Origin of the sequence: Alkalibacillus flavidus, from assembly GCF_040545925.1 — a bacterium.
Lineage (GTDB): Bacteria > Bacillota > Bacilli > Bacillales > Alkalibacillaceae > Alkalibacillus > Alkalibacillus flavidus.
Genome location: NZ_JBEPMX010000006.1, coordinates 26,492 through 52,264, shown reverse-complemented (window position 1 = coordinate 52,264; position 25,773 = coordinate 26,492). Strand labels below are relative to the sequence as shown.

Genomic DNA, 25,773 nt, shown 5'->3' with positions numbered 1-25,773 from the left:
TGATATATAATAGAAAAAGATGCCAAAGGAGGTACGAACGTGACACGTATAGGAATAACGATTTTTTTGATGATATTACTTGCAGCGTGCCAAAATGGTGATGCGACTGAGGCTAATGAGTCCGATCAAATGGCCGAAGCGTTGAAACCGTTCGAGACGAGTAAACCATCTGACGTTTCGGCGTATTTAGGCACGTGGTCGACGTATAAAGGAGAAGGCAGTGGTTATGAACAGCTGCGTTTACAAGAAAGTGAAGACGGTTATGAAATTCAATATGATTTAATGGATTATGACGGGCGCGTCTTGAAATCGATGCTCGGACCACTCGACGGATTACGTGATGGTCAAGGTGTGTTTGATTATAACGCTGACCGCTATGGCAATAACGGCCAGCTCGAAGTCCATTTACAAGCAGATGGTGTGCAATTTTATAACAAAGTCGATGGGGAAACGGTGAAGGAAATCTTTTTTAACCAAAAAATAAGCCGTTAACCATCACGCTTGTTTCGTTTAACCCCTGCTGTCACGACAATCGTTAACGTGATTAAAATTGCGATGAGTGATACCCAATAAAGCCACGGTGAGTCATATAATCTGTTTAGGCCAGCTAATACGGCCGTCACGAAAATTAACGCAATCATTAAGAGTCGTTTCATGGCGTCACACCTCACTTTTCTTAGTAGGGATAGTATAACGCGTTTAACGGACGAGTTGCCAACGTAACCTTTTGGAAAACTTTTTTATTTTTACAAATAAATACTGATAAAATAGAGATGATCTGTAGTCGGGTATATGTAGGTGAGGGCATTTAAAGTCTCAACAGGCGGGAGGGCTTCGATGCATATTTTAATCAATTTGCTGCTGTATATTTCGGCATTCATGACGGTTGTTGTTATGGTAGCGTGTATTGTCATGTTAATCGTCGGGCACGAACCAGTGAAAAAATGGGTCGTTCTATTTGTCATGCTCGTGTTTGCAACAGGGTCGATATTCATCAGTCAGCAGTATTTATTTACGTTTGATTATATCGAACGGACAAGGTTAGAAGACGTCATGTTGCCAGTGACCTCCCCGAATAATGATTATGTCGCATATGCTTATTATAATTCTTATGGCGGGGCAGCCGAAGAAAAAGATGTCTTTATCGAAGTGCAAAGTTTAGAGACATTCGAACGTCGCGTCGTCTATTATAGTAATGCCCAAGCAGTCTTTGACATGAATTGGGTCGATGGTGATGAGTTATTCGTGTTAAATGAACAACCAGGCTATGTTGAATCAAGACGGTCAACGGTGCTTGATGTTGACGATGAGTTGTACTATGATTTAAATTACGCCTGCCAAAGTTTGATCCTGCAAGAAGAGTATGAGTCGTGTTATGAAGCGGGTGAAGAGCAGCTGTAAGTTAAAAGAATATCGCCGAATGTTTGCGGAGAATCGCCGTATAATAGAAAAATATCGCTGTATCAGAAGGGAAATTCGCCGTATTCAAGTTAGGAAGAGATAAAAATGTTAATCATATTAGGAATCATTGTTGCATTTGCGATTGCTGTTCTTTTGCTCATACTAAGTGTGATGACTGTCTTTGCGTTAGTAAAACAGAGGCCGTTGCCAAAGAAATTGTTGATCGCAACTCTCTCTGGAATGGTCGTTTTAGCATCGATTTTTGTATATGAGCATTATTTGTTTACATTTGAAGAGATTAATACAACGAATATGCAGGAAGGTCCGGGTCCGCTTGAATCACCTGATGAAACATTTGAGGTAAGTGCTTATTATGAACCGTATGGTGGTGCAGCAGGTGGTGTGAATGTTTGGGTAGAAGTGGTGAGTGACACGTCAGATCATGAGCCCCGAATTATTTATTACAGCGATGCTAAGAGTCATTTTCAGATGGAATGGATAGATGATAAAACGTTACGAATCGAAAACGATGACCTGAGCTATCCAGGGCAAGATAGAAGTGTCACGCTAGATGTGACAAAAGAGATCTACCACGACCGAGGTGCCGCGTGCCGAAGTTGGGTGTTAGATCAAACGTACGAAACGTGTTATGAAGCAGATACATAAAATAAATCTTAAAGGAGAGAAATAACATGTCGAAGCAAGGATGGGCGAACGTCATATTAGTCATCACATTAGTAATTGTGACGACAATGTACATAATGGAAACGGCTGAGACGACTACGACACACGAATGGCTTGAAGATTTAACCGTCGAAGATGCGAAGTTTGAATCGAGCGTTGACCGGGATGCGAAAACCATGTTGAGAGAATACGTCAGAACGAATGAATTTCGTTTTGATAATACGATCACCATTTACGACCAAACCGGTGAAGAAGTGGCCTATGAGATTCAATTTCGTTATAATGACGATGATGAGCTGATTGTGACAAGTGTTGACAGGTTCCTAGATGAATAAGATAGTAGCAACGAAAATTCAAAAAATTTAGAATTAATGTGCAAATCTTGTATTAGATGAATGTTATCTATGCTATAATAATGGGTAGAATAACAAGTATAAGGGGGCTTGCTTCGTGTCCGTTACAGTACGTGAATTAGACCAAAATGATTTTCAGGCCGTGCGTGAGGTAGCACAAGCGAGTTGGCATGATACATACGATGATTTGTTGCCACGTCACGTGCAAGACGCGTTTTTAACCGAAGCATACAGCGATTACAATATGCAGCAACGGTTAATGCGCGGCGGTTTTTGGGTAGCTGAAGATGATAATGGGATTATTGGTTTCGCGAATTTCACGCCCGTTGACGAACAAGGGGATGCAGATCTGGTCGCGATTTATATGCATCCAGATCATATCGGACAAGGTGTCGGGAGCATGTTGTTGCAAACAGGGATTCAGCAGCTAACGACACTTCGCTATTTGTATGTCGATGTGGAAAAAGAAAATGATGTCGGCATGCGTTTCTATGAAGCAAAAGGGTTTAAAGTCGTGAAGGAATTCGATGAAGTGTTTGCGGGTCATACATTGTCGACTGTGCGCATGGTGCTTGAATTGGAGGTCGATGAAGCATGACGATTACGCAAGTGCCGGGCGTCCGGGTCGGTCATGCAGATGATCAATTGGCGAAAACGGGCTGTACTGTGATTATGACAGAAGGTGGTGCGACGTGCGGTGTTGATGTTCGTGGGTCTGCACCAGGAACGCGTGAGACGGATTTACTCGATCCAGTGAATTTAGTCGATCAAGTCCATGCGATTAGTCTAGCTGGCGGTAGCGCTTATGGTTTAGATGCGGCAAGCGGTGTCATGCAATACCTAGAAGAGCAAGGTGTTGGCATGGACGTCGGTGTTGCGAAAGTCCCGATCGTGCCGAGTGCGATCTTGTTTGATTTAGCAGTCGGTGATGCGTCAGTGCGACCGGATGCGGCGATGGGCTATGAAGCGGCTGAACGTGCGACGGAATTTCCTGTCATTCAAGGGTCTGTCGGTGCTGGTACAGGTGCCACTGTTGGGAAAATTGCTGGGTTTGACGCTGTTAGTCCAAGCGGTATTGGCAGTGCGTCGATTACGCTCGATAATGGCTTAGTCGTTGGCGCGATTGTCGCGGTGAACGCATTTGGCGATGTCGTTAACCCGTCGACGGATACGATTTTAGCAGGTGCGCGCAATCTAGAGACGGGTGAATTTGTGAACAGCCGGCAAACGTTGCGTGAACAGGCTGTAGCGGACGGTTTTCCAGGATCTAATACGACGCTTGCGGTAGTCGCGGCGAATGCAGCATTAACGAAGACGGAAGCGACAAAAGTAGCTCAAGTTGCGCAAAACGCAATCTCGCGCACGATGTCACCTGCGCATACGATGTTAGATGGGGACACCGTTTATGCGCTTGGGACAGGTGATGCGCACTATGATATTAACGTTGTATCCGATTTAGCGTGCGATACATTGGAGCAAGCGATTTTAAATGCGGTTCGTGCTAGTGAAGCATAATTGTCATCGATCTGTTTAAGACTAAGGGTACTTAAACGGAGGTGACACGATGGCACGCATTGCAGTGGAAAATAGTATGGCCGATTTGCAACAAGCATTAGCTGAACAAGGGTATGAGGTGATTAAGCTCGAAGGTGAGCAAGTACCCGATTGTGATTGCTGTTGCGTTTCAGGCCAAGATAACAATATGATGGGCATGAGCGATAAAGCAACGAACGCCCCCGTTGTGAACTGCCACGGTATGTCGACCGATGAAGCTGTCGACGCTGTGAATGCTCGCGTGTAAAGAGGTGCTAACTTAGCGCCTCTTTTTTGTGGTTGAGGGGGGTGATTTGAATCAACAATGTCGCGAAATGAGTCAAGCGTTTGTGATTTTGATTCAAGAGTATTAGAGTTTGGCGCAAGCCGTTTTGAAAATGGCGCAAGATTTACGGAAAATGAATCAAGAGCGAACTACAGATTCGATTAAAAGAGCCGTATTACAAGGCGACGCGATTAAGTTTTTAAATAAGTTATCGGGTTTATCTCAAAACTAGAGGTAGTTATGAAATAATTGAGGCGACTTATTTAAAAACTAAAGAGCACTGCAACATGAAAAAGAACTTGGCGGGGGCCAAGTTCTTTTGATTAAATCGTCCATTGATCATTGACGATGGCGACGAGTTTCCATTCACCGTTATTATTTTGTTCGAATACGAGGTTAATCGCATACCAGTCCATGCCTTCGTATTCATCGCTTCCCTCAACATAGTACTCAACGACGTAAGCATCTGGGAATTCGTCTTCGATGTTGTTAATCGTGTTTCCGCGTTCTTTAAATTCATTAACGTGACGTTCATCGTAAGACGTGTAATCTTTTTGGAACAGGTATTCGTTGTGATATTCCATTGGGGTGAGTTCGATCGGCTTGCCACTGCCGTCTTGGTTGCCCCAATTGTACGTTTCCTCACTACTAGCGAAAGTCGCCACTTCCTCAGCGTTAAACACGAGATCGTCATCGCTCACGTTCACGTAAGGTGAAAATAGAACGCCTTGTTCGTCGTGGACGTGTTCAGCGACGGCTTCGTAATTTTCATTTGCTAATTGTTCAATAATTTGCACGGAACGGTCTATGATAAAGTTTTCAGGTGAATCTTGTGTTGTACTTTCTTCAGTATCTTCCGATTGAGCACTCATGCCGCTTTCTTCGTTATCACTCGAATCGCTAACATTTCGATTTGTATCCGCTGCATCACCTTGATTATCTGCAGACCCACTCGGTCCATCGCCGTTAGCTGACGATTCATACGTTTCAGCTTCTTGTTGTTCAACGGCTTCATCTGAACTTTCCATATTTTGTTCTTGTGTGGTGTTATTGCTAATCATCATCATACTTAAAAACGCAATCAACACTACCGCTGCTGTCGATGTGACACCAATTGCAATACGACGCATCATCATTCTCCTTTTGTCTTTATGGTCTTCGGTAGCGGCCGCTTTCATTAAATCTGCATGCATGCGTTCGACTTGTTCGTCTGTCATCTCCTGTTTCGGGAAAGATTTCAATTGTTTTTCTAATTGTTTATCATTAAACTCACTCATTGTGAAATCCTCCTTGGATTTGTCCAAGCGCTTTTAGGGCCCGTGAATACGTTGTCCGTACCTTTTGATTCGACCAGCCGAGCACATCAGCTGTTTCATCGACAGACAACTCTTTAATGCCGCGTAACATCACGACGTCTTTGTAGTTCGGCTTTAGTTGATGAATGGCTTGATACAATTCTTGGTTGCGTTCATCATTCAAGACGAAGCGATCGGGCGTGTCGTGATGGCCGATTTGATAGGCTTCATCTAAATCGACTTGTTGATCGATACCGCGACGTTTCTGTTTGCGGATCTCGTCAATCGCGACATTGCGTGCGATGCTAAAGAGCCACGTTTTCGGGCTCGAGTCACCGCTAAATTTATCCAAGCCTTTTAAAGCTTTGATAAACACTTCTTGCACCAGGTCTTCGGGATCCCGCCTGCCTGTGTAATACACAAGAAAATGGTAAACATCATGATTGTATTGGTAAAACCAGTCGGAAACGATTTCTTGTTTAGACATGTCTTATTGCCTCCGATTCTTTCTTCATTTCATTAGACGAAGGTGTCGTATGATTGTGTCACATGATTTCTACTTTTTTTTAAGTTTAGCAGTAGGAAAAAATTAGCACAAGGGGGAGCGTGTCGAATAGGTGTTATGTGTTATGATGGGACGAGATGGTTGAAGGTAAAGGGGTTCATAATATGGAAATACCGATTTTGTTTGAAGATAATCATTTACTCGTAGTGGAAAAGCCAGTTAACGTGCTCGTGCAAGAAGATCAATCGGGCGATCAAGATGTATTAAATGAATTGAAACAGATGATTAAAGTGCGTGATGAGAAGCCGGGCAATGTTTATTTAGGGCTCGTGCATCGATTAGATCGTCCAGTTGGTGGTGTGATGGTCTATGCGAAAACGTCGAAAGCAGCATCGCGCTTGTCCGATCAAATTCGGCGCAACGTTTGGACAAAGCAATATTTAGCCGTTGTGCGCGGCCGGCCGCACGATGTGTCTGGACGTTTGGAGCATTATTTAGTGAAAGATCAAGAGAAAAATCAAGTGTATGTGACAAAACGTGATGCGAAGGGTGCGAAAAAGGCGGTGTTGCAGTATCAGGTGTTAGCGGAATCTGATGGGCTGACGTTAGTACAAGTGGATCTGGAAACGGGCCGTCCGCATCAAATTCGCGTGCAACTAAGCGTGATTGGTTGTCCACTTTACGGCGATCAAAAATACGGCGCTAAGGTGAATAAACCAGGGCAACAGCTCGCTCTATGGTCGCACAAGCTAGGGATTGAGCACCCGACACAAAAAGACGAGCGACTATTCACCAGTCACCCACCCGATGTGAAGCCGTGGTCGTCATTTTTTAGATAAATCGTTTAAGTTTTGAGATAAGTGCGCTCAGTTTTGAAATAATGTAGTGGATTTATTTCAAAACTGGACGGATTTATCGAATAACTAAAAAGAAATCGCTTTCATTTTAAGTGAAGCATAATTCGAGCAAATCGAAGGAAATCAAAGCAATTAAACGTAAATTGAAATATGTTATCGATGTACACGTTTACATGACGTTAGGTATTTTGTCCTTTCTGTGATACACTAACCAAGGTTTTGTGTCAAAAAATAAGACACATACGGATTTATAGATAGAGAGGACGTTGTTTGTGTTAGCAAGATTAAAACAAGAATGGTTTGGAAATGTACGAGGTGATGTGCTCGCAGGAATTGTAGTCGCATTAGCATTAATTCCTGAAGCCATCGCTTTCTCAATTATAGCCGGCGTGGATCCGATGGTCGGATTGTACGCGTCGTTTTGTATCGCAGTCGTGATTGCCTTTATCGGTGGTCGACCAGGGATGATATCTGGGGCAACCGGTGCAATGGCCCTTTTAATGGTCACACTTGTAGCTGAAGAAGGCTTAGAGTATTTACTCGCAGCGACGATTTTAACAGGTATTATACAAATATTATTTGGTGTCTTTAAATTAGCGACGGTGATGAAATTCGTTCCGCGTTCGGTGATGATCGGATTCGTGAACGCACTTGCGATTCTCATTTTCATGTCGCAGCTTGAACAATTTGAAGGTGCAGGCCTGATGATGTATGGATTGGTCGCCTTAGCGTTAGCCATTATTTATATAGTTCCACGCTTTGTAAAATCGATTCCGTCACCACTTATCGCGATTGTTGTCATTACAAGTCTAGCGATTTATATGGGCTTTGATGTTAAAACAGTTGGTGATTTGGGCAACTTAACTCGGGAGTTACCGATCTTTTTGATTCCAGATATTCCGCTGACGTTTGAAACGTTACAAATTGTGTTCCCATATGCGTTGGCGTTAGCGATGGTCGGCTTACTTGAATCGTTACTGACGGCCAGTATCGTCGATGATATGACGGATACCGAAAGTGATAAAAATAAAGAGAGTCGTGGCCAAGGGATCGCCAATGTGACGACAGGCTTTTTCGGAGGCATGGCTGGTTGTGCCATGATCGGCCAATCAGTGATTAATGTGAAATCAGGCGGTAGCGGACGATTATCGTCACTCGTCGCCGGTGTTTTTCTGATGTTTCTCATTATTGCGCTTGGACCAGTTGTCGTTCAAATTCCGATGGCGGCTCTTGTTGGTGTGATGATTATGGTGTCAATTGGCACATTCGATTGGTCGAGTGTTCGTTACATTCATAAAGTCCCGAAATCCGATGCGGCTGTTATGTTAACGACGGTTGTTACCGTTGTGGTGACACACGACTTATCTAAAGGTGTGTTAGCTGGTGTTGTTTTAAGCGCGATTTTCTTTGCGGCGAAAATTTCCAAAGTAAGCGTCACGGAACAACTAGACGAACAAGCGCGGAAGATGACGTATTACGTGAATGGGCAAATTTTCTTCGCGTCAGTGACGGATTTGCAGTCGAAACTAGCGCCACAAGATGAGTCGTTAGAAGTCGTAGAAATTGATTTGTCACGTGCACACTTATGGGATGATTCAGCTGTCGGTGCCCTCGATAAAATCGAAGGTAAGTTTGAACAAAATGGAACGTCGGTTATCTTTACAGGATTAAACGATGATAGTCAGGCGTTAAAAGATCGGATGCGTGCCTTGTCGAACGCATCGGGTCATTAAAAGGTAGAGGTGAACGATATGTATAAACGAATTTTACTCGCAACAGATGGTTCAGAGCATTCTTTGCGGTCAGCGGAACACGCGATTCATTTAGCGTCAAGTAGTGACGGGACGATCGATGTGGTCTTTGTCATTGATGGGGATGCGTCGAAAAAAGATGTGCTGCATCACGCGAATAAGTTTGAAATTAATAAAAAGCGTCGCGAGAAAATCTCACCAGTTGAAGCGCGACTAGAAGATGCAGGGGTAGATTATGAGGTACGTATGCTTCACGGTGAGCCGGGACCAGAGATTGTGAAGTTTACTAATGACGGTGAGTACGATCTAGCGATTGTCGGCAGTCGTGGGTTGAACCAATTGCAAACACTTGTTTTAGGTAGCGTCAGCCACAAAGTAGCGAAACGCGTCGAGTGCCCCGTGATGATTATTAAATAAATCGCTCAAGTTTTGAGATAAGTAGTTTAAGTTTTGAAATAACTAAGGGGAGTTATTTCAAAACTTGAAGTGATTATGAAATAAATGCAAGGGATGAGGCCAAACGAACGCGTTCGTTTGGCTTCTTTTGTATGGGTTGGTTTGTGTGATACAGCGAAAATGGAATGGCATACGGCGATTTTTTGGGTCGATACGGCGAAAAATCTGGATGATACAGCGAAAATTGAGAAACATACGGCGCAATTCCGGCGTTATACGGCGAAATCACGAAGTAATACGGCGAAACAGCAATCGACGAGATTATCTATGTAAAGATCGTGTAAAGTTATGCATTAATCTGTTGTATCCTGCAAATCTCTTATTATATTATTTCGATATCGGATTTCGATATCAGTAAACTCAGGAGGGTTGCCATGGAAGCTAAGGTGTTGCGCAAATTATTTTTAGGGTTTATCCATATTCATATTTTGCACCATGCGGCGGAACATCCGATCTATGGTGTGTGGATGGTCGAAGAATTAAAAGAGCACGGCTATGATATCAGTTCAGGCACGCTGTATCCGATTTTGCACCAAATGGAAGCAGACGGATTACTAGCGAAAGAGAAACGTAATGTAGACGGCAAAATTCGAAAATATTACACTACGACTGAACGCGGCCAAGAGATGCTACAAGAAGCACGCGCAAAAGCGTACGAACTATTTAAAGAAATTACTTAAAGGGAGGCGAACACATGTCTAATCAACCAAACAGAATCAGAACGTGGCTAGAAATTTTACTTATTTCAACGAAACTCGGTCTCACGTCATTCGGTGGGCCGGTCGCGCATTTAGCGTATTTTAAAGACGAATATATCGACAGACGTAAATGGCTCGATGACAAAATGTATGCTGATATTATTGCACTCTGTCAGTTTTTACCTGGGCCTGCTAGTTCGCAAGTCGGTATATCGATCGGAATGCTACGGGGAGGTATTATCGGCGGACTCATCTCGTGGTTCGGTTTTACCGTCCCGTCCGTCATCGTGTTAATCGTGTTTGCCCTGATGTATCAAACGTTTGATTTAGCGGATGCTGGCTTTATTGCGAGTCTTAAAATTGTGGCCGCAGCCGTCGTTTTGCATGCTTTGATCGGTCTCGGGCAAAAACTAACTCCTGATAGGTCACGTATGGCGATCGCGATTGCCGCAGCAGCGATTATGCTATTGTATCCGTCAGCTTGGATGCAAATTCTCGTGATTTTAGCAGCAGCGCTTATCGGCTACGCATTTTTCACACAGAAGGCTGAATCGAAAGTTCAACCGTTCTCATTTAATATTTCGAAAAAATTAGGCCTCGCATCACTCGGGACGCTCGTGACGATTTTAATCGTGACGCCGTTATTAAACCGAGCGATCGATAATCCATTTCTTAATATTTTCGATATCTTCTTCCGTGTCGGGTCACTCGTCTTCGGTGGCGGTCATGTCGTCTTGCCGATGTTAGAACGTGAAGTCGTGCCACAAGGATTGTTATCGGCGAATGAATTTTTAGCTGGTTACGGTATGGCCCAGGCGGTTCCAGGCCCGTTATTTACGTTTTCCAGTTATCTCGGGACGATTATGGAAGGTGTTTCGGGTGCGATCGTTGCAACGATTGCGATGTTCTTACCGTCGTTCCTGCTGTTACTCGCAGCGTTACCATTTTTAAATACGTTACGTGAACGCGCATCATTCCAAGGGGTGCTCATGGGCGTTAACGCAAGTGTTGTCGGTATTTTACTTGCAGCGTTTTACGATCCCGTTGTTAGTAGTTCAATCCTAAGCGCATCAGACTTCGCGCTCGCGGTCATCCTATTTGCGCTCTTAAACATTTGGAAAGTCCCAGCATGGATGATCGTGCTGCTTGGTGTGATTGGCGGTTATGTCATTCAGTTTATTGGTTAACCCGTTTTCAAAACACGTCCTTACAAAAAGGGCGTGTTTTTTTAAGATCATATTTGATTATCAAACAGCTGTCGCAGGCGTTGGTCCGTTAAGTGGGGGGAATCGTTGCACTCATTATTACATCTGAAAAATTAACCGAAATCGGATTGTCCGCAATCGTTGTCATTCCAGCGCTAGTCGTCGCATTTCAAGGCGTGTTAGGTATGCCACTTGCCCTCAATTTCATGCGTCGTTATGCAGAGATTATTAAACAAAAAATCGACGACGGAACATTCGTGCCAGCTAAAGAAGACGAGCATGGTGAGGCGAAACCAGAACCGTCGCCCGTTTCAAAGTCGCAAGTCATTCGATTGTTTAGTGTTTTCTTAGGAGGGTCAATTGCCATTGCGTTGAGCGAAGTCACACCGATCCACTACAGTTTATGGTCACTTGCGATTGGTATTACAGGTCTAAAAGTTGGCTTTTACCAACATGAATCATTACGTCATGCGAACTCATTTACGATGACGATGATCGCGATTATATTTGTCGTCATTGGGACGATGGCCGATGTCACACCGATGCAAGTCGTCAAAAACTTGCCGGCAATTTTAACGATTTTACTAGTCGGAACTGCGAGTATTGCACTCGGTGGCTGGCTCGCATCGAAACTCGTTGGTTGGCATCCGTTTAAAGGAATGCCGGTTGCGTTAACCGCATTATTCGGTTTCCCTGGCGACTATATCGTGTGTGAAGAAGTCAGTCGAAGTACGGCTCGTAATAAAGACGAAGAGAAGAAGATTTTTGCCGAATTGCTGTCGCCGATGTTGATCGGAGGATTTACGACCGTCACGATGGCGTCGGTTGTCATTGCAGGTATTTTGATTCAGACACTTTAAGGAGGCAATTGATATGACTAAAACAATAATCGAAAATGGACTCGTCATAGATGGACACGGCGGTGAACCGCGGAAAGGCGAAGTCGTTGTCGTTGACGGTCGAACGATTGAATACGTTGGTCCGAAATCAGGTTACAACGTGCAAGGTAATGAACACGTCGTCGATGCGGAAGGTGGTGCTGTGCTGCCAGGCTTTATCGACACGCACGTGCATATGATGATGGAATATTCGCCGTTATCGCAACGGTTAACGACCCCGTTTGCGTACCGGTATTTTCAAGCGCACCAGTACATGCAAGCGACGTTAAACGCTGGTATCACGACGGTGCGTGATGCACTCGGGACAGACTTAGGGGTGAAAAAAGCGGTACAAGACGGACTCGTTTCCGGCCCGCGTATGCAGTTAAGTATTAATGCGCTCACGATTACAGGCGGGCATGGCGATGGCACACAATTGAACGGCGATGTACTTGATATTCAGCCGTTTGATTACCGTGGCATGCCAGACGGACGTTGTGATGGAGTTGCGGAAGTGCGGAAAAAAGCGCGCGAAATGTTGAGAGCAGGCGCTGAGGTGTTGAAAGTTCACGCAACAGGTGGTGTGCTAAGCCCTACTGACCACCCGCAATTCACGCAGTTCTCGCCTGAAGAGTTGGAAGCGATCGTCCAAGAAGGGCAATTTCGAAATGGTGTGAAGGTTATGGCGCACGCTCAAGGGTCAGAAGGGATTAAAAATGCGGTCCACGCTGGTATTCATTCGATTGAACACGGTATTTTTATCGATGATGAAGCAGCCGAATTAATGGTCGAAAACGGGACATTTTTAATGCCGACATTGTTGGCGCCAGTGTCTGTTTTAGAGACAGCTGATGAAAAAGGCATGCCACAATCAGCCGTTGATAAAACGAAGGATGTCATCGAATATCACCGCGAAAGTGTGAAGCGCGCTTACGATAAAGGCGTAAAAATCGCGATGGGAACCGACGCCGGTGTGATGAAACACGGTACGAATTTACGCGAACTCGCTTTAATGCGCGATACAGGGGTCGATGCGATGGATACGATCGTGATGACAACGAAAACCGCTGCCGAATGCCTTGGCTGGGACGATCAAATCGGAACACTCGAAGCTGGTAAGTTGGCTGATGTTGTGATCACAAAAGGCAATCCTGTCGAGGAATTAGACGCATTACAGGCTCACGACTACATCCGCTATGTTATGAAAGACGGCCAAGTCGAGAAGGACGCGCTTTAAGTTTTGAAATAAATGCGCTTATTTTTGAAATAAGTGATGCGATTTATGAGATAACTCATGCGATTTATTTCAAAACTGAAGGGAGTTTTGAAATAAATCAAGAGAAAGTAGGAGGTGATCAAGCCTAGCTTGATCACCTTCATTTTGTTTTTAGGCTTAAATTGTTAGACAAAGTCGCTAGATTGTCAGATAATCTGCTCATATTGTTAGACAATCTCTTCACATTGTCTAACAATGTTGATCATTCTTCACCCTCGAATGATTGACTCGTAAAGCCATATAAAACCGTCACAATCGCAAGTAAGCCGGCCATAGCGAGTGCTGTGTACGCAATGACGGGGTAGTCTTGGCGGTTGAGCGCAATGCCGACTAATGCCCAAATCACAACGAGCGGAAAGATGATCTCGCCGTTTCGACCTAACCACAGTACAGCAAGCATAGCTGCCAACCAAATCAACCCTAACGTTACAACAGTAGGGGATACCCACGTTAACCATTGATTGACATCGAGAACAATGGCAATGCTAATCAATGTCGCCACAGTCACCCAAGCGAAGTAAATCGAAATTGGTACGCGCCAAAGAGGGTTAAGCGACGCGTCATCTAATCGCTTGTACACAACCCATAAACTGATCCATAACCCGATAATTGCTAAAAGTGCCAATCCGAACCATTCATAATGGAAAAAGACGAGCCAACTCATGTTAAACAAATGACTCGCGATTAAACTGTAACCAAGGCGTTCAACAACGTCATCCCCTTGATCACTAATCCATAACATGACTATAAACATAACGAGTAAACTATAAATGAGTCCCCAAATCGCGAATGTATAATCTGCAGGCGTCAGTAAAATACCGAGCCGATCAGAAATGTCCCTCGTTGTTTGTCCATTAAGTGGTAACGTATTGGCTAACACATTAAAGCCAAGCATGACGAGCAATGTTAACGCATTCAACCATTTTAACCCCAACTCGATCACCCTTTCGTTATCGTTAGTATACTTTATGACAGGCTAGCGAAGGTTATGTTTTGATAAAATAGGTAAAAGCTGTTATAATTAGTTTGAATTCAAGATAAATAACAATCGGAGGTTCTGTTTATGGAAGGTTTAAAAGGCATGCACCACGTCACGGCGATAACGAGTAGTGCTGAAGAAAACTATAACTTCTTCACCTATACACTCGGCATGCGTCTAGTGAAAAAAACGGTCAACCAAGATGACATACAAACGTACCATTTATTTTTCGCAGATGATAAAGGAAGTGCTGGGACGGATATGACGTTTTTCGATTTTCCAGGCGTCCCGAAAGGCAGTCACGGCACAGATGAAATATACCTCACATCATTTCGCGTGCCGAGTGATGCCGCGCTAGATTATTGGGTGAAACGATTCGACCGATTAGGAGTTGAACACGACGGCATCCAAACACAATTCGGCAAACAAGTGCTACCGTTTGAAGATTTTGATGAGCAACAATACCAACTAATTTCTGATGAAAACGATAACGGCGTTGCATCTGGAACACCATGGCAAGACGGGCCGATTCCGCTTGAATATGCGATTACAGGGCTCGGGCCATTACACGTTCGCATTTCTGATATTGAGCGAATGAAACTCGTATTAGAGCGTGTCTATGGATTTACTGAAATCGCCCAAGCTGACGGCTATTATTTATTCGAAGTCGGTGAAGGTGGAAACGGCGCACAAGTCATCATCGAACATAATGACGACTTGCCGAAAGCACGCCAAGGGTACGGTACGGTTCACCACGCCGCATTCCGTGTGTCAGACGAAGATGAACTGAAACAGTGGCTCGACGTGTACAATCAAGTCGGTTTGCCGAACTCTGGTTTAGTCGACCGCTTTTATTTCCAATCGCTTTACGCGCGTGTCGCCCCACAAATTTTATTCGAACTTGCGACTGATGGTCCAGGGTTTATGGGGGATGAACCGTATGAAACACTCGGTGAAAAACTCGCACTCCCACCATTTTTCGAAGACAAACGCGAGGAAATCGAGGCGAAAGTTCGCCACATCGATACCGTCCGCAGTACGAAAACGATCGAAAAAGAATATGAGTAATGAACGCCATCCCTTTAGCACAACACGTGTTAAAGGGATTTTTTTATGCTGAAAAATTTTTTGCATTTCATTAAACCATTTTTAACACCTTTTGGGTCGCTGGTTCGATTGTATATATGAAACGGCAATGAGCGAGGAGGTGAAACGATGGATGGTTGGGTAACATTACCGCGTCGAATCGTTAAAAAAGAAGTATGGGCTGATCCGATGGCATTTAGGTTATACATGTTGTTGTTAACACAAGCACGTTACAGTGATGTCACTTATTGTGGTCGGACGTTAGAGCGCGGTCAATATTTACGATCGTACACAAAGCTTCAGGAGGATTTACGTTATAAGGATGGTCGTCAGTGGAAAGACGTGCCGAAAGCGAAAATTCATCGCACTGTTAAGCGGCTAGTTGAATGGAACTTAATAACGGTAGAGGTCACGCAAGACGGGACATTATTTACGGTGATCGATTACGAGGGTTGTCAAAAACGAAATGTGAAACAGAAGCGAAACACAAGTGAAACAGTTGTGAAACCAAAAGAATCAAGATGGAATCATCGATTAAACCAAAACCAATCCCCATATGGTTTTTAAGTTATAAGGAGGAGATTAACATGGAACGTATTTTTAAAGAAATTGAAATGAACCGACGAGTGCTCAATACATTTGAGTGCCCAACATGTGGGCGTGACGTCGATCGCGTTCAAATCACAATCCCGTTTGGACCGAAGAAAGGCGAAACGGTTGTTATGGACGATGGTTGTATGTGTGAAATTGAAAAAATCGTAGGTGACGCGTTGTTACATCGAAGTCAAAAAATGCAACAGAAGCTTGATGATATGTTTCACGAACGATCACTCATCAATGAATCGTTGCGACAGGCAAGCTTTGCAACGTTTGATCCGTATCAAGATGATTTAGCAGAAGCGAAGCAATTTTTAGAAACGTATGCGCAAGATTTTGACCCTGAAACGTCAGCGAATGTGTTGCTCGTTGGTCCGTGCGGTGTCGGGAAAAGTCATTTAGCGATGTCAGCTGCAAAAGAAGTGCTAAGTAAAGGGTTTAAAACTGTATTTCTATCGGTTCCGAAATTGCTTAGTAAAATAAAAGAAACGTACCGACATGATGCACCGGCATCCGAACAAGATGTGATGCATGTTGTGCAAACGGCTGACTGTTTAGTGTTAGACGATTTAGGAGCGGAATATAGTCAAGCTAAAGGGTCTGGAGACAATTGGGCGCAAGCGAAGTTGTTTGAAATACTCGACCATCGTGCTGGTAGACCGACCATCTTAACGACTAATTTGTCGAGTCAAATGTTAGCGCATAAAGCAGGCGAACGTAATTTTTCGCGCATTATGGATCAAGCGACAGTGATTCGCTTGGACAGTCAAGACTACCGAAAAGGACGTATTGATTATGTGTAGTGGCTCTGGTGGTTATTTTGTTTATGAAGGGGCTGGTGTTTACCGTGTTGTCTCGTGTCAATGTGAAAAAACGAAGGTAAAAGAGCCATTAGATACGGTCTTTGCAAGATGGGACGCTTACATTAAGCGTGAAGCGCGTAGGTTAAACGCAGTGACTTAAGTAAGTCTGGCGACATTGATAGAGTAAAGGGGGGGTGGAATAAATGCAAATTGAAGATGTACGCGGTCAAACGATGGGTGGTGATTCGACAAGACGAACGGTGAATCGTATTGTTCGTCATCATAGTGCCACGGAAACAGGTGACGTGTGGACATTTGAACAGTACTGGCAATCAAAAGGATGGGAAACGGGTGGCTATCACGAGATTATTTTGCGAGATGGGACGATCCAACGATGCTATGACTGGGATGTAGTGACAAACGGCGTGAAAGGTTACAACGCGACGTCATATCATATTTGTTTAGTCGGTCGTGGTTCGTTTACTGATGAACAAGAACGTGTTTTTCAAAAGCGGATTGAGACTTGGCTTAATGAATTTCAACTTGGTGTTCAAGACGTTATAGGTCACCGCGAACTAGCAGCTGGAACGACTCAATGTCCGGGTATTGATATGGATGTTGTGCGTGCACGTATAAACGATGGGAGTGGTGATCCCAGTTTAATCCAACGGGGAGACCGAGGTAAGGATGTTGAACAGTTACAACGAACTCTCATAAGTAAAGGATATGATTTACCCCAGTACGGTGCCGATGGCGTGTTTGGCAGCGAAACGGAACAAGCGGTTAAATCGTTGCAACAAGATGCAGGGATTACGGTTGATGGCATTGTCGGCCCAGAAACGCGACGCGCAATGGATCGTGAGATGACGTTGCCAACTGGTATTTATCGTAAGGGGAGTCGCGGGCAAGCCGTTCAGCACATTCAACGTGCTTTAGAACGAATCGGTTTTTCGCCAGGTCCAGTCGATGGCATTTATGGCCCTAAAACAGAAGCTGCGATTAAGCAATTTCAAAAGGAACACGTTCCAAATGAGGTCGATGGGACTTATGGACCAAACACGAGGTCTGCTATGGCAAGCGCGTTAGCATAAGTTAACGCGCTTGTTTTAATGATGTCGCTTTCATTGCTAAAATAATGCTACTTAATAGACCAATCGTTGCTGCGCCTGTTAGCACCATGTGGATTGATAAACCAAAACCGACAAAGAGCGATACAATGGCAAATGCGACTGGGGCAAACCCTTCTGACGCGACGGTTGCAATACTCATGACGCGACCTTGTTTATCAAATGTCGTGTATTCTTGAATCACGCTTAACGATAATAAGTAAACAATCATCGCCGCAAACCCTGCGAGCGCAGCTAAGATCATCAGCAATGGCAAAATCGTCATCCGGCTAAAGATGAGAAAGCCGATCATTGTTAATATAAGCGTCATGACAATAACGCGTCCTCGTCGACTGCTGGCTGCTAAGCGGTAAACGATGATACTCCCCGAAAACGTTCCGACCGATAAGCCAACTTCAAGCAAGCTTAATTGAAAAGCTGAACCACCGATTGAATCAATAATTAAAGGAAAACTGATAATAATCGGACCAATGACGAACAAGTTAACCGCACTGATCGTCGCAATACCAGAATATATAATCGTCGAATCTTTGATGTAGCGCAGACCGATGACGAAATCATCTTTAATTTCGCTAATCGTTCGGTTATCAGTGGGTTTGTCATCTTGAATGAAGCCCGGATAAACGAATACGACGGATAACGCGACGAAACTGGCGGCAACGGTCATCGTTGTGCCGAAACTCGAGATCGTCAGAAGTGAGCCGGCAATAACTGGTCCGAACATGAACATAAGCTCAATCGACCCGTGAAAGAGTGAGTTCGCGCGTTGAATATTATGATGGCCGACTAAAATCGGAATAAGCGCGGTCACAGCCGGATAGAAAAAGGCATCCAAAAAGCCGAATAAAAAGGCGATCACCATTAACCCAATGATCCCGAGCTGATCGAGACTAATGAATAAAGCCATCATACTAATGAGGATGGTTTGTAATAGATTGGTGATGAACATAATGTGCGACTTTTTAACCCGGTCGGCGATCACGCCACCTAGTACCATCATAATGACACGCGGTAGCGTAATCATGACGAGTACGACCCCGACGAGTGCCGGCCGTTTTAAGACATCAATCACGTACCATGACGTCGTTAAAAATAGCATCGCAAAGCCAAGCATCGCAAAAATGCCGGCTATCCAGACAAATAAAAACGGTTTGTTGTCGCGTAAACGGCCCTGTGTTTCAGTCATGATAGATAGTCCTTTCATGTGTTTTTGTATATTAGGTTATCATAACATAGAATCGTGCGTGTTGACTTTTAGGATGATTGCAATCCTGTTAAACTATAACAAGACATACGACGTAAAGGAGCATCGCCATGGCACACTACCTCGTGGTTGGCGCCGGTATATTAGGTTCATCGGTTGCTTATCATTTAGCGAAGCAAGGTCAACGCGTTACTGTGATCGATTACCCAAATGAAGGAGAAGCAACCCGTGCAGCAGCGGGCATTATTAGTCCTTGGGTGTCGCAAAAACAAAACGATACGTTATATCAGGTATTAAAACACGGAGCCGCGTATTATGCTGATCTTGTTAAACAATTACACGCGCTCGGTATACACGAGACGAGTTATAAACAAGTTGGCTCCCTTCATTTACATAAAAATGGTGACAAGTTAGCTAAGATGGTTGATGACACGTTGTTTAGACGACAGGATGCACCTGAAATTGGCGAGGTGACACAATTATCAGCTGAAGCTGTCGAGCAAGAAAGCCCTGTTATGACGGACAATATGGGCGCGGTCAAAATGGCTGGCGGCGGCCGCGTTAATGGCGGTGTTTTTCGTGATGCGTTACTAAAAGGGGCTGAAATGTATGGAACGAGCGTGATCCAAGGCTATGCGACGTTGCATCAAAACAAGACGGCTGTCGATGTCAATGGAACGATGATCGAAGCTGATCAAATCGTTGCAACGAATGGGGCGTGGGCATCGTCGTTGCTGCGTGAAACGGGACACCATATTGATGTGACGTCGACGAAAACACAAATCGTCCAGTTGCAGTTACCCGATTACGTGACTGAAGATTGGCCAGTCGTGATGCTTCCGAATAATAAATATATTGTGGGCTTTAAAGGCGGTATCGTATCAGTCGGCGCCGAGCATCGCGATAACATGGACTTTCGCCCGAATGTTGACGCGGCGAGCATCCACGATATTTTGAAAGTGGCATTCAAATTCGCACCCGGACTGAAAGACGCTCATTTTATAAATGCTAAAGTTGGCTTCAGACCGCAAACGCCAGATAAGCGACCTGTTTACGGGTTTTTATCTGATTCACCAGCCATTTATGTTGCAAACGGCCTCGGAGCATCAGGTATGACGAGTGGACCGTTTTTAGGAGCGGAAATCACACGTCATTTATTAGGCGAGCCAACAATGTTAAACCAAACTGATTTTGACCCATACCAATCATAAGACAGAAAGGGTGGTAGGATGACATATCAAGTATTGATCGGCGTATTAATTGGCTTTACAAGTGTAGCGATTATTCAAGGGTTGTGGACCGGAACGTTTAATTGGACGCAATGGAGCGGTATGATCGTCGGTGGAATGATTGCATTTGTAATAGTATACGTTGTTGAGCGACGGGTGAAAAATAAATAAGGACAACGGTCATAACTCGTTCGACTTGATTATTCAAAAATAGTCGGCTAAAATGTAAGAAAATTCAATGAATGGATGGTGTAACTTGGACAAAATCAGTTTTGCTAAATTTGTGTTTTTAGGGATTATTGCCGGCATCGTGTTATCTGGGATCATAAAGTGGATCGGTTTCGATTTTCAGTTATGGCAAACGATTTTCGGTGAACCAACACTATTGTCGGCTCTCTTAGTAATTGTGATTTCAAGCTTAATCATCTATGTTCTGATTAGAAGCATGTATAAGAAATACGAACAATCATCTCATTAAACGGTCGGTTAACATAAACTTTCAAGGCAGTCTACTCTCAAGTGATAAGGGATTAATGTTATCACTCGAAGGTAGACTGTCTTTTTTATGTGAATGTGTCAAAATTGCCAAAAAATTAATGCAAAACGGTTGCTAATTTGAGTGTTTCAGCATTATAATATACTAAGAATTTGCCTTAGGTAAAAAAACATGGACGAACACAAAATAAATGATTGAACGCCAAAGGAGGCAAGGCAGCATGAGTTATTCAGTTGATATTAACCATTTATCAGTGGCTTACCACGGTGAATGGGCGTTGAAAGATATATCGTTTCAAGCGCCAAAGCAAGAAATAATCGGCATTATTGGACCGAATGGCGCAGGTAAATCAACATTAATGAAAGCGATTATGGGAATGGTGACGGCGAACCAAGGAACGATTCGTGTGTTTGATCAGCCAGTCGAAAATGTTCGTTCGGATATTGCTTACGTGCCGCAACGTAATATGATCGATTTTGATTTTCCAATTTTAGTAGAAGACGTCGTTGTTATGGGACGCTATCCGCATTTGAAGTGGTGGCAGCGTCCGAGTAAGCAAGATCGTGAGAAAGCGATCGAAAGCTTAAGGCAAGTCGGCATGGAATCATTCCGTAAACGTCAAATTGGCGAGCTATCAGGTGGGCAACAGCAACGTGTCTTTATCGCACGAGCATTAGCACAAGAAGCGGATTTATTGTTTTTAGATGAGCCGTTTGCTGGCATCGATTTAACATCTGAACAAATTATTATCGATTTACTACGCGACATTCGCGATCAAGGTAAAACATTATTTATCGTTCACCATGATTTAAGCAAGGTGGAAGAGTATTTTGATCGTTTAATGTTACTGAATCAACGATTAGTCGGATTTGGCCAATTACAAGATGTATTCCGAGCTAACCTTATTAGTGAAGCTTATAATGGTCAAGTTGCAACAATTAAAGATAGCGACCATAGTGATGATGTGGTGGTGGTCAAATGATGGAAAACATACAATTCTTTTTATCAGGTGTCGCTAATTATCCGTTTTTACAAAACGCGCTTATCGCCGGTATTTTAGTCGGTATTGTGTGTGGCGTTGTCGGTTGTTTTATTATTTTACGTGGTATGGCTTTAATGGGCGATGCGATTTCGCACGCCGTGTTACCTGGTGTTGTCATTGCCTATATGTTAGGGATGAGTTTCTTTATAGGAGCTGTCATCACGGGGGTATTAACAGCTCTAGGTATCGGGTATATTTCGCAAAATAGTAAAGTGAAAGACGATTCGGCAATCGGCATTTTATTATCAGGGATGTTTGCCATCGGGGTTATCTTAATTACTGCGATCGGGAGTATTGAAGTCGATATTTGGCATATATTATTCGGAAATGTGTTAGCTGTATCACAAACGGATCTATGGATGACATTTGGGATTACCGTTGCTGTAATTGCTTTTATTCTATTATTTTATAAGCAATTACTTGTTAGTACTTTCGATCCAACGATGGCAAGAGCGATTGGTGTTCCGACAAAACTTATTCATTATGTGCTCATGTTTATTTTATCGCTCGTGACAGTAGCATCACTAAATACGGTCGGGATCATTTTAGTCGTGGCGATGTTGATAACACCTGGTTCAACGGCTTATCTATTAACGGACCGCTTACCTGTTATGCTCGTATTGTCAGCGACATTCGGCGTCGTATCAGCGATTGCTGGTGTGTTCTACTCTTACCTTTATGATGTGGCAACAGGAGCGTCAATGGTTATTGTTGCGACGGTCATTTTCTTGTTAGCCTTTTTCTTTTCACCAAAACAAGGGCTTGTTGTGCGCTGGTTCCGTGACCGTGCTGCTCAGCAAGCATCGCAAGGGTGATCAACATGATGAAATGGACTCGTTTTATAAGTGTCATGTTGACGTTAATGGCTATCACCGTAGCCTGTTCTCCTCCTGATGATGAATGGTCAGAACAGGGCGATGATACGGTTCAAGTGACTGTCAGCTTTTCGATTGTATCGGATATTGTTGCTAATGTAGCGGGTGACCGTGCTGACGTTGAGTATATCGTGCCGAACGGGGGCGACCCTCACGAATATGAACCAGTTCCAAGTGATTTGCGCCGTGTCAGTGAATCAGATGTATTCTTTGTGAACGGGTTGAATTTGGAACAGTGGATTTCCTCACTCGTTGAAAATGTGTCTGATACGCCGATAGTTGAGCTGACGTCTGAGGTTGAACCGATTGAGGTATCAGAGGGTGTGAACGATCCGCACGCATGGCTTGACCCAGATAATGTGAAGTTGTACGTGGATCAGGCCGTGAAGCATTTGAGTAAGGTGGACCCAGAAGGGGCAGACATATACGAAGACAATGCGGCTCGTTACAAAGAAAAATTAGACGCGTTAGATAACATGATTCATGAAAAAACAGAAGCTGTGCCTGACAATCAAAAGGCGATTGTTTTAAGTGAAAATGCTTTCGTGTACTTTGGTGAAGCTTATGGATATGACACGACAGGCATTTGGGAGTTGAATTCCCATTCAGAAGGAACGCCGCGCCAAGTCGCCAATTTGGTCAACAGACTCCAAACAATGCCTGTGCCATATGTGTTTTTAGAGTCGACAGCTAATCCAGTTCATATGGAATCTGTTTCACACGATTCTGGTGTTCCGATCTATCATGACCGGCTGTACACAGATGGCCTGCCGATTGACAGTCCGGTTGACACCTATCTTGAAATGATGGAAGTGAACGCGGAGGTCGTGACGAACGCTTTAAGTGAATAAAACCATGAACCACTGTAAACTACGATGTTTAGAGTGGTTTTTTCTTATTGAGAAACCATATCTATATCAATTGCTTGAAAAATAATCTCCCCCTAATAAAATGAAACTTGTTATAATAGATGTCATAAAGAATTTAAAAAGGTGTGATACCATGCCGTGGTTAAGTTATTCCATATTATTTATAGTGAGTATGATAATAGGTTTTTTCATAAGACCTTTGCTTCGTAATTATCCGCGTCTTGTTCATCCGTTTGCCATAGGATTAAAAATCACATTAGCTCTAGCGTTGATCGTGCTTGCGATAGCCATATTAAGTGGCCAAACGGCATTTATCGAATTGTTTTTATTCGGATTCGTTCCGTTAGTGGGCTTTCTCATATCACAACGATTAATGCCGAAAGGATCAGTACAGATTAAACAACCAAAATCCTAATAGATTAAGGAGATTCGAAATGATCTTACGTAGTGTTCTCATCGTGTTCATGTCATTTAGTTTAGTTTGGGGTAGTTTGACGATTGTTGATGCTTATTCTGATGCTCGAAATATTTTAACCGATGTTAATGATTCAGGTTGGCAAATCGGAGCACAGTTAAATCCTGAACTCGTGTATGAACAGAATGAAAGTCAACAACAATTAAACCAAGCGTTACAAGATAAGATGAGTGTCAGCTTAGATGACAGCGAATTGAACGGTTCGATGACTGTCACGTTAACAGAGCTTAGACAGTTAGATGATACGAAGGCGATATCAGGCGATGGTCAAGCGATATTTGAAGTAGGCGATTATACATTTTCGGTCCCGTTTGAATCAAAAGAAGTTTATCAAATTGACCATGAGGGCGAACGTGTCCGTGCATTTAGTTTAGATGAACAGTACGAAACAGCCAACGGGAGCGTCGACATGATCAATATGAATATTTATTGGCAGCCGGCGACTGATGATGTATATGTTGTTGGTAGTGTCGGTTTTGTGACGAACTTAGCTGAATTAGCATTTGGTGAACCATTTATAACACCACAAGAATTCCTAGAAGGTGAGCGCATTGAATTTAATAATTAAGGAGATAAAATTATGTTCGAACGATTAAAACCAAAGACGCTAGCTGGTCAGGTTGGTTTAGTAACACTCATTATGGGTGCTGTCATATTTGTTGCACTGGAAATTACCATGACCATCTGGCTTGATCGTATGCAAGTGATTGGATTACTGTTTTGGTTGATCGGTTTAATTGGTGGCATTGTTTATATCATCGACCTTGTGAAGCAACGAAATCAATAAAGATGGAGGCTATCTGATGACCAAACGTTTATACATATGGACAGCTGTCGGTTTAGGTATTATTGTTTTCTTTTTACTCTTTCAATTAGGCCGAAACAACGAGCTTGAAATAGGCTTTTTCGGCCAACTATTGCTCGTTGCACTTGTTGGGTTATTGATCGGTGGCCTCATACGTAAATGGGGAATGAAACGAGATTAACGATGATAAAGGGTGAGACGTTGAAACGATTAACTGTAATACTGAGTTTTATGCTATTAGTTGCTTGCCAAAATGGTGACGAAACAGACTATGAAACCCAAATTCAACAACTAACAGATCATATCGAAGATCAAAATGAACAAATTGAAACATTGCAACAAGAAGTAGAAGATAAAACACGTGAATTACAGCAGTTACGTCAGGAAAACTCATCTCAAAGTGCCAATCATGATGCTAACGACCAATCTGAACCATCCGAGGACATTCCGCAAACGGCGAACTTCCAACTACATTCACCTCAAGAAGATGAACAAATTAATGACACATTTTCAGTTGAAGGAATGATTCGTTATGATGCACTCGGCTCGGTTCGGATTGAATTGATTGATGCAGCTGGTAATGTCGTTGAAGAAAGCCGTATTGAAGAAAATTGGTTTAATAGCGCATCAGATGATCGCGAATGGACTGGTATTGAATTGAATATAACGATTACCTCGTCAGTGACAGCAGGTGAAGGCCGTGTTGTTGTTTATGACGAACAAGCTAATGAAAATATCGCGGTACCTATTCACATACAATAGTCAGAAAGATTTAGAGGAAAATATTTTATAACTCTTTTTCTTTTTGTCGAATATTGCTATAATAGTTATAACATAAATGAAATAAATCGATAAAATGTCTTAATTTAAGTGGTTAGACCAGTATGAAAAATGAATGAACGTGCATAAAAGAGATTGATTGAACGATGTAATAGATAAACTATTCAAAAACGTGGATATAACATAATGTGTAACGTTTTTAGTTTACTTCAGACATCGTAGTGAAAC

The 25,773-nt window shown here is 43.3% G+C and carries 36 protein-coding genes and 1 pseudogene; 32 read left to right on the top strand and 5 right to left on the bottom strand.

All coding sequences use genetic code 11. From position 1 onward, the window contains the following. Positions 1-39: 39 nt before the first annotated feature. Positions 40-492 (top strand): hypothetical protein, encoded by a 453-nt coding sequence (locus tag ABID56_RS06995; protein ID WP_354219909.1) that lies wholly within the window; start codon positions 40-42, stop codon positions 490-492. Here the strand turns inward: ABID56_RS06995 and ABID56_RS06990 are convergent. Next, positions 489-656 (bottom strand): hypothetical protein, encoded by a 168-nt coding sequence (locus ABID56_RS06990; protein WP_354219908.1) that lies wholly within the window; start codon positions 654-656, stop codon positions 489-491. The two genes, ABID56_RS06995 and ABID56_RS06990, sit on opposite strands and share 4 nt — an antisense overlap. 181 nt (positions 657-837) lie before the next feature. Between ABID56_RS06990 and ABID56_RS06985 the strand changes: the two genes are divergently transcribed. The 7 genes from ABID56_RS06985 to ABID56_RS06955 all read left to right on the top strand — a co-directional run bounded on the left by ABID56_RS06985 (position 838) and on the right by ABID56_RS06955 (position 4,489). Continuing rightward, the gene (locus ABID56_RS06985; RefSeq protein WP_354219907.1) at positions 838-1,401 is read left to right on the top strand and encodes a DUF5412 family protein; all 564 of its coding nucleotides are present in this window, start codon (positions 838-840) and stop codon (positions 1,399-1,401) included. A gap of 105 nt (positions 1,402-1,506) precedes the next feature. Next, complete coding sequence (locus ABID56_RS06980) at positions 1,507-2,067, top strand: DUF5412 family protein (RefSeq protein ID WP_354219906.1); 561 nt, start codon at positions 1,507-1,509, stop codon at positions 2,065-2,067. A 26-nt stretch (positions 2,068-2,093) separates the two neighbouring features. Then, a complete protein-coding gene (locus ABID56_RS06975) occupies positions 2,094-2,420 on the top strand; it encodes a hypothetical protein (RefSeq protein ID WP_354219905.1) in 327 nt (108 codons plus the stop codon). Between the two features lie 115 nt (positions 2,421-2,535). Further along, entirely contained in the window at positions 2,536-3,036 is a 501-nt protein-coding gene (locus ABID56_RS06970; RefSeq protein WP_354219904.1) for a GNAT family N-acetyltransferase, read from the top strand. Then, positions 3,033-3,953: a P1 family peptidase gene (locus ABID56_RS06965; protein ID WP_354219903.1), complete on the top strand. Its 921-nt coding sequence runs from the start codon at positions 3,033-3,035 to the stop codon at positions 3,951-3,953. Before ABID56_RS06970 ends, ABID56_RS06965 begins: the two co-directional genes overlap by 4 nt. 49 nt (positions 3,954-4,002) lie before the next feature. Next, entirely contained in the window at positions 4,003-4,239 is a 237-nt protein-coding gene (locus tag ABID56_RS06960) for a YkuS family protein (RefSeq protein WP_354219902.1), read from the top strand. 109 nt (positions 4,240-4,348) lie between these two features. After that, positions 4,349-4,489, top strand: a complete 141-nt coding sequence (locus ABID56_RS06955) for a hypothetical protein (protein WP_354219901.1) — start codon at positions 4,349-4,351, stop codon at positions 4,487-4,489. Positions 4,490-4,580: 91 nt separating this feature from the next. Here ABID56_RS06955 and ABID56_RS06950 read toward each other — a convergent pair whose 3' ends face one another. Both ABID56_RS06950 and ABID56_RS06945 read right to left on the bottom strand, forming a co-directional pair. After that, positions 4,581-5,534 (bottom strand): hypothetical protein, encoded by a 954-nt coding sequence (locus tag ABID56_RS06950; RefSeq protein WP_354219900.1) that lies wholly within the window; start codon positions 5,532-5,534, stop codon positions 4,581-4,583. After that, the gene (locus ABID56_RS06945; protein ID WP_354219899.1) at positions 5,527-6,039 is read right to left on the bottom strand and encodes an RNA polymerase sigma factor; all 513 of its coding nucleotides are present in this window, start codon (positions 6,037-6,039) and stop codon (positions 5,527-5,529) included. Before ABID56_RS06945 ends, ABID56_RS06950 begins: the two co-directional genes overlap by 8 nt. Before the next feature lie 182 nt (positions 6,040-6,221). Between ABID56_RS06945 and ABID56_RS06940 the strand changes: the two genes are divergently transcribed. The 8 genes and pseudogenes from ABID56_RS06940 (at position 6,222) to ABID56_RS06905 (ending at position 13,139) form a co-directional block, all read left to right on the top strand. Further along, a complete protein-coding gene (locus ABID56_RS06940; RefSeq protein ID WP_354219898.1) occupies positions 6,222-6,896 on the top strand; it encodes an RluA family pseudouridine synthase in 675 nt (224 codons plus the stop codon). Between the two features lie 290 nt (positions 6,897-7,186). Then, positions 7,187-8,647 carry a SulP family inorganic anion transporter gene (locus tag ABID56_RS06935; protein ID WP_377946554.1) on the top strand — a complete coding sequence of 487 codons (1,461 nt, stop codon included), beginning with the start codon at positions 7,187-7,189 and terminating at the stop codon, positions 8,645-8,647. Positions 8,648-8,665: 18 nt separating this feature from the next. Next, entirely contained in the window at positions 8,666-9,082 is a 417-nt protein-coding gene (locus ABID56_RS06930; protein WP_354219896.1) for a universal stress protein, read from the top strand. An 84-nt stretch (positions 9,083-9,166) separates the two neighbouring features. Continuing rightward, complete coding sequence (locus ABID56_RS06925; RefSeq protein WP_354219895.1) at positions 9,167-9,394, top strand: hypothetical protein; 228 nt, start codon at positions 9,167-9,169, stop codon at positions 9,392-9,394. Between the two features lie 101 nt (positions 9,395-9,495). After that, on the top strand, positions 9,496-9,801 hold the full coding sequence (locus tag ABID56_RS06920; protein ID WP_354219894.1) for a PadR family transcriptional regulator: 306 nt from the start codon (positions 9,496-9,498) through the stop codon (positions 9,799-9,801). 14 nt (positions 9,802-9,815) lie between these two features. Beyond that, complete coding sequence (chrA, locus tag ABID56_RS06915) at positions 9,816-11,006, top strand: chromate efflux transporter (protein ID WP_354219893.1); 1,191 nt, start codon at positions 9,816-9,818, stop codon at positions 11,004-11,006. 46 nt (positions 11,007-11,052) lie between these two features. Beyond that, positions 11,053-11,884, top strand: a pseudogene (locus tag ABID56_RS06910) (hypothetical protein); the annotation flags it as partial. A gap of 13 nt (positions 11,885-11,897) precedes the next feature. Beyond that, positions 11,898-13,139 (top strand): metal-dependent hydrolase family protein, encoded by a 1,242-nt coding sequence (locus ABID56_RS06905; RefSeq protein ID WP_354219891.1) that lies wholly within the window; start codon positions 11,898-11,900, stop codon positions 13,137-13,139. A 241-nt stretch (positions 13,140-13,380) separates the two neighbouring features. Here ABID56_RS06905 and ABID56_RS06900 read toward each other — a convergent pair whose 3' ends face one another. Continuing rightward, positions 13,381-14,112, bottom strand: a complete 732-nt coding sequence (locus tag ABID56_RS06900) for a TspO/MBR family protein (RefSeq protein WP_354219890.1) — start codon at positions 14,110-14,112, stop codon at positions 13,381-13,383. A 129-nt stretch (positions 14,113-14,241) separates the two neighbouring features. On the opposite strand from ABID56_RS06900, the gene ABID56_RS06895 reads away from it, so the two are divergent. The 5 genes from ABID56_RS06895 to ABID56_RS06875 all read left to right on the top strand — a co-directional run bounded on the left by ABID56_RS06895 (position 14,242) and on the right by ABID56_RS06875 (position 17,734). Continuing rightward, a complete protein-coding gene (locus ABID56_RS06895) occupies positions 14,242-15,225 on the top strand; it encodes a ring-cleaving dioxygenase (protein WP_354219889.1) in 984 nt (327 codons plus the stop codon). Between the two features lie 147 nt (positions 15,226-15,372). Beyond that, positions 15,373-15,810, top strand: coding sequence for a hypothetical protein (locus tag ABID56_RS06890; RefSeq protein WP_354219888.1), 438 nt, complete (start codon positions 15,373-15,375; stop codon positions 15,808-15,810). Between the two features lie 20 nt (positions 15,811-15,830). Continuing rightward, on the top strand, positions 15,831-16,643 hold the full coding sequence (locus ABID56_RS06885) for an ATP-binding protein (RefSeq protein ID WP_354219887.1): 813 nt from the start codon (positions 15,831-15,833) through the stop codon (positions 16,641-16,643). Then, positions 16,636-16,803 carry a hypothetical protein gene (locus ABID56_RS06880; protein WP_354219886.1) on the top strand — a complete coding sequence of 56 codons (168 nt, stop codon included), beginning with the start codon at positions 16,636-16,638 and terminating at the stop codon, positions 16,801-16,803. Before ABID56_RS06885 ends, ABID56_RS06880 begins: the two co-directional genes overlap by 8 nt. Positions 16,804-16,846: 43 nt before the next feature. Then, positions 16,847-17,734 carry a peptidoglycan recognition protein family protein gene (locus ABID56_RS06875; RefSeq protein WP_354219885.1) on the top strand — a complete coding sequence of 296 codons (888 nt, stop codon included), beginning with the start codon at positions 16,847-16,849 and terminating at the stop codon, positions 17,732-17,734. A gap of 1 nt (position 17,735) precedes the next feature. Here ABID56_RS06875 and ABID56_RS06870 read toward each other — a convergent pair whose 3' ends face one another. Further along, complete coding sequence (locus tag ABID56_RS06870) at positions 17,736-18,956, bottom strand: MFS transporter (protein ID WP_354219884.1); 1,221 nt, start codon at positions 18,954-18,956, stop codon at positions 17,736-17,738. Positions 18,957-19,084: 128 nt separating this feature from the next. Between ABID56_RS06870 and ABID56_RS06865 the strand changes: the two genes are divergently transcribed. The 11 genes from ABID56_RS06865 (at position 19,085) to ABID56_RS06815 (ending at position 25,527) form a co-directional block, all read left to right on the top strand. Continuing rightward, a complete protein-coding gene (locus ABID56_RS06865; RefSeq protein WP_354219883.1) occupies positions 19,085-20,185 on the top strand; it encodes an NAD(P)/FAD-dependent oxidoreductase in 1,101 nt (366 codons plus the stop codon). Between the two features lie 18 nt (positions 20,186-20,203). After that, positions 20,204-20,374: a hypothetical protein gene (locus ABID56_RS06860; RefSeq protein WP_354219882.1), complete on the top strand. Its 171-nt coding sequence runs from the start codon at positions 20,204-20,206 to the stop codon at positions 20,372-20,374. 85 nt (positions 20,375-20,459) lie between these two features. Then, positions 20,460-20,681 carry a hypothetical protein gene (locus ABID56_RS06855; protein ID WP_354219881.1) on the top strand — a complete coding sequence of 74 codons (222 nt, stop codon included), beginning with the start codon at positions 20,460-20,462 and terminating at the stop codon, positions 20,679-20,681. Positions 20,682-20,919: 238 nt separating this feature from the next. Continuing rightward, positions 20,920-21,681, top strand: a complete 762-nt coding sequence (locus ABID56_RS06850) for a metal ABC transporter ATP-binding protein (protein ID WP_354219880.1) — start codon at positions 20,920-20,922, stop codon at positions 21,679-21,681. Next, a complete protein-coding gene (locus ABID56_RS06845) occupies positions 21,681-22,556 on the top strand; it encodes a metal ABC transporter permease (protein WP_354219879.1) in 876 nt (291 codons plus the stop codon). Before ABID56_RS06850 ends, ABID56_RS06845 begins: the two co-directional genes overlap by 1 nt. 5 nt (positions 22,557-22,561) lie before the next feature. Next, entirely contained in the window at positions 22,562-23,467 is a 906-nt protein-coding gene (locus ABID56_RS06840; protein ID WP_354219878.1) for a metal ABC transporter solute-binding protein, Zn/Mn family, read from the top strand. Positions 23,468-23,618: 151 nt separating this feature from the next. After that, on the top strand, positions 23,619-23,900 hold the full coding sequence (locus ABID56_RS06835) for a hypothetical protein (protein WP_354219877.1): 282 nt from the start codon (positions 23,619-23,621) through the stop codon (positions 23,898-23,900). A gap of 19 nt (positions 23,901-23,919) precedes the next feature. Continuing rightward, complete coding sequence (locus tag ABID56_RS06830; RefSeq protein WP_354219876.1) at positions 23,920-24,528, top strand: hypothetical protein; 609 nt, start codon at positions 23,920-23,922, stop codon at positions 24,526-24,528. A 12-nt stretch (positions 24,529-24,540) separates the two neighbouring features. Continuing rightward, positions 24,541-24,747, top strand: coding sequence for a hypothetical protein (locus ABID56_RS06825; protein WP_354219875.1), 207 nt, complete (start codon positions 24,541-24,543; stop codon positions 24,745-24,747). A gap of 16 nt (positions 24,748-24,763) precedes the next feature. Then, the gene (locus tag ABID56_RS06820) at positions 24,764-24,946 is read left to right on the top strand and encodes a hypothetical protein (RefSeq protein WP_354219874.1); all 183 of its coding nucleotides are present in this window, start codon (positions 24,764-24,766) and stop codon (positions 24,944-24,946) included. Between the two features lie 20 nt (positions 24,947-24,966). Then, the gene (locus tag ABID56_RS06815; protein WP_354219873.1) at positions 24,967-25,527 is read left to right on the top strand and encodes a hypothetical protein; all 561 of its coding nucleotides are present in this window, start codon (positions 24,967-24,969) and stop codon (positions 25,525-25,527) included. Positions 25,528-25,773: the final 246 nt, after the last annotated feature.

Bases quoted from the DNA above. Each gene is read 5' to 3' on its own strand.
- ABID56_RS06825 (WP_354219875.1), top strand. From the start codon at position 24,541: ATGTTCGAACGATTAAAACCAAAGACGCTAGCTGGTCAGGTTGGTTTA.
- ABID56_RS06940 (WP_354219898.1), top strand. From the start codon at position 6,222: ATGGAAATACCGATTTTGTTTGAAGATAATCATTTACTCGTAGTGGAA.
- ABID56_RS06850 (WP_354219880.1), top strand. From the start codon at position 20,920: ATGAGTTATTCAGTTGATATTAACCATTTATCAGTGGCTTACCACGGT.
- ABID56_RS06890 (WP_354219888.1), top strand. From the start codon at position 15,373: ATGGATGGTTGGGTAACATTACCGCGTCGAATCGTTAAAAAAGAAGTA.
- chrA (WP_354219893.1), top strand. From the start codon at position 9,816: ATGTCTAATCAACCAAACAGAATCAGAACGTGGCTAGAAATTTTACTT.
- ABID56_RS06945 (WP_354219899.1), bottom strand. From the start codon at position 6,039: ATGTCTAAACAAGAAATCGTTTCCGACTGGTTTTACCAATACAATCAT.
- ABID56_RS06845 (WP_354219879.1), top strand. From the start codon at position 21,681: ATGGAAAACATACAATTCTTTTTATCAGGTGTCGCTAATTATCCGTTT.
- ABID56_RS06930 (WP_354219896.1), top strand. From the start codon at position 8,666: ATGTATAAACGAATTTTACTCGCAACAGATGGTTCAGAGCATTCTTTG.
- ABID56_RS06895 (WP_354219889.1), top strand. From the start codon at position 14,242: ATGGAAGGTTTAAAAGGCATGCACCACGTCACGGCGATAACGAGTAGT.
- ABID56_RS06820 (WP_354219874.1), top strand. From the start codon at position 24,764: ATGACCAAACGTTTATACATATGGACAGCTGTCGGTTTAGGTATTATT.
- ABID56_RS06980 (WP_354219906.1), top strand. From the start codon at position 1,507: ATGTTAATCATATTAGGAATCATTGTTGCATTTGCGATTGCTGTTCTT.
- ABID56_RS06880 (WP_354219886.1), top strand. From the start codon at position 16,636: ATGTGTAGTGGCTCTGGTGGTTATTTTGTTTATGAAGGGGCTGGTGTT.
- ABID56_RS06985 (WP_354219907.1), top strand. From the start codon at position 838: ATGCATATTTTAATCAATTTGCTGCTGTATATTTCGGCATTCATGACG.
- ABID56_RS06950 (WP_354219900.1), bottom strand. From the start codon at position 5,534: ATGAGTGAGTTTAATGATAAACAATTAGAAAAACAATTGAAATCTTTC.
- ABID56_RS06840 (WP_354219878.1), top strand. From the start codon at position 22,562: ATGATGAAATGGACTCGTTTTATAAGTGTCATGTTGACGTTAATGGCT.
- ABID56_RS06990 (WP_354219908.1), bottom strand. From the start codon at position 656: ATGAAACGACTCTTAATGATTGCGTTAATTTTCGTGACGGCCGTATTA.
- ABID56_RS06965 (WP_354219903.1), top strand. From the start codon at position 3,033: ATGACGATTACGCAAGTGCCGGGCGTCCGGGTCGGTCATGCAGATGAT.
- ABID56_RS06975 (WP_354219905.1), top strand. From the start codon at position 2,094: ATGTCGAAGCAAGGATGGGCGAACGTCATATTAGTCATCACATTAGTA.
- ABID56_RS06830 (WP_354219876.1), top strand. From the start codon at position 23,920: ATGATCTTACGTAGTGTTCTCATCGTGTTCATGTCATTTAGTTTAGTT.
- ABID56_RS06875 (WP_354219885.1), top strand. From the start codon at position 16,847: ATGCAAATTGAAGATGTACGCGGTCAAACGATGGGTGGTGATTCGACA.
- ABID56_RS06960 (WP_354219902.1), top strand. From the start codon at position 4,003: ATGGCACGCATTGCAGTGGAAAATAGTATGGCCGATTTGCAACAAGCA.
- ABID56_RS06905 (WP_354219891.1), top strand. From the start codon at position 11,898: ATGACTAAAACAATAATCGAAAATGGACTCGTCATAGATGGACACGGC.
- ABID56_RS06835 (WP_354219877.1), top strand. From the start codon at position 23,619: ATGCCGTGGTTAAGTTATTCCATATTATTTATAGTGAGTATGATAATA.
- ABID56_RS06885 (WP_354219887.1), top strand. From the start codon at position 15,831: ATGGAACGTATTTTTAAAGAAATTGAAATGAACCGACGAGTGCTCAAT.
- ABID56_RS06865 (WP_354219883.1), top strand. From the start codon at position 19,085: ATGGCACACTACCTCGTGGTTGGCGCCGGTATATTAGGTTCATCGGTT.
- ABID56_RS06925 (WP_354219895.1), top strand. From the start codon at position 9,167: ATGCAAGGGATGAGGCCAAACGAACGCGTTCGTTTGGCTTCTTTTGTA.
- ABID56_RS06860 (WP_354219882.1), top strand. From the start codon at position 20,204: ATGACATATCAAGTATTGATCGGCGTATTAATTGGCTTTACAAGTGTA.
- ABID56_RS06870 (WP_354219884.1), bottom strand. From the start codon at position 18,956: ATGACTGAAACACAGGGCCGTTTACGCGACAACAAACCGTTTTTATTT.
- ABID56_RS06920 (WP_354219894.1), top strand. From the start codon at position 9,496: ATGGAAGCTAAGGTGTTGCGCAAATTATTTTTAGGGTTTATCCATATT.